At 62.9% G+C, this 1,512-nt stretch carries 1 protein-coding gene; it reads left to right on the top strand.

The genetic code is table 11. The annotated features are described in order from the left end of the window. The coding region (locus tag ACXJL8_RS40780) for a lipopolysaccharide biosynthesis protein (RefSeq protein WP_456687006.1) at positions 1 to 1,431 on the top strand (1,431 nt) is incomplete at its 5' end. Positions 1,432 to 1,512 lie beyond the last annotated feature (81 nt).

Raw genomic sequence — 1,512 nt, 5'->3', positions numbered from 1 at the left:
GGCGTGCTCTGGATGGTCATCGGATCCGGAGGGCAGACGCTATTCCAGTTCGTCCTGTTCATGATCCTGGCGCGCTTGCTGGGACCGGAAGCGTTCGGTGTCGTCGGCATCGCCACGGCCTTCATCGACATTTCGAACCTGATTGGCCGGGCCGGTCTGACCGAGGTCCTGGTCCAGCGCGCGGAGACGTCTGAGGAAGAACTCGAYACGGCATTCTGGAGCAGCTTCGGGTTCGGTCTGCTGCTGACGGTGGTCATGTTCCTGACGGCGCAAAATCTCGCCGATCTCTTTGGCGTGGCCGAGCTGAAGCCGGTGATGCAGTGGCTGGCTCCGATGTCGCTCCTGTTCGCCGCCGGCACGGTCTATGAGGCGAAACTTCGCCGCGAATTCGGTTTCCGCGCGCTGGCGGCACGCAACGTGTCGGCCACCATCGTCAGCGGCGTCGTTGCGATGGTGATGGCATTCACGGGCTTCGGCGTGTTCAGCCTCGTGGCACAGCGCCTCATCTACTACGTCTGGTTCACCGCGGCGATGATCGTGGCAACGCGCTGGTGGCCGTCGCTGAGGTTCCGTCCCCGGATTGCCATTGCTCAACTGAAGGGGGGGATCGCAGTTGCGTTGTCCTCGCTGCTTGGGTCGGGAAACCAGCGGGTTCTGGATCTGATCGTCGGCTATTTCGTCGGCCCCGAGGGCCTCGGCTATTTGCGGATTGCGTGGCGCGGCATCGATCTTCTGCTCGAGCTCTCGATCCGGCCCGTGACCACCGTCACGCTGACATCGCTCGCACGCCTGCAGAATGATCGCCCGGCCCTGATCGACGCCTATCTCCAGCTCGTTCACATGACGGCCGCTTTCCTCTATCCGCTGTTTGTCGGTGCCGCGCTGGTGGCGCCGGAACTGCTGACCCTGATGTTCGGTGCAAAGTGGCAGGCCAGCATCCTGCCCATGCAGATCCTGACGCAGATTGCGCTGTTCGTCCCGCTGATCTGGTACAAGACGAACATCCTGATGGCCATTGGCCGGATGTGGGAAGTCCTGCTCATCAATCTGTTTGAATTCGCGGCCAGCGTGCTCGTGGGCGTGATCGCCGCGCAATACGGCGTCGAAGGAGCCGCAATCGGCAACGTTGTCAGGATGCTGCTTGCTACGCCGGTGATCCTGTTCGCGGTCAAGGCGTGGGTGGGGGTTCCATTCGGGCGAACGCTGACCGCGGTGATGTATCCGGCGGCCGCAACGATCATCATGGCGGGAGCGCTCGCGCTGCTGCGGCCCCATCTGGTGTCGCTGCATCCGATCGCGATCCTGGCGATCATGAGTGTGGTCGGATTCGCGATCTACGCGCCGGCCATTCTTGCGCTGGATCAGACCTTGTGGCGCACCGTGCGGGCCGCCGTGTCGACGCGCACGCGTCGGCCTGAGCCGGCCTCCTGACCGGGCCGGCTGAGAGCGTTTTCCAGCGAGGTGGAGACCGGTTCGCGTAAAGAAAACGCGTCAAAACAAGAATCTAGAGTC

The organism is Bradyrhizobium sp. P5_C11_2 (assembly GCF_054049755.1).
Note: the sequence above shows the minus strand (reverse complement) of the source record. Positions and strands in the feature narration are given on the sequence as shown.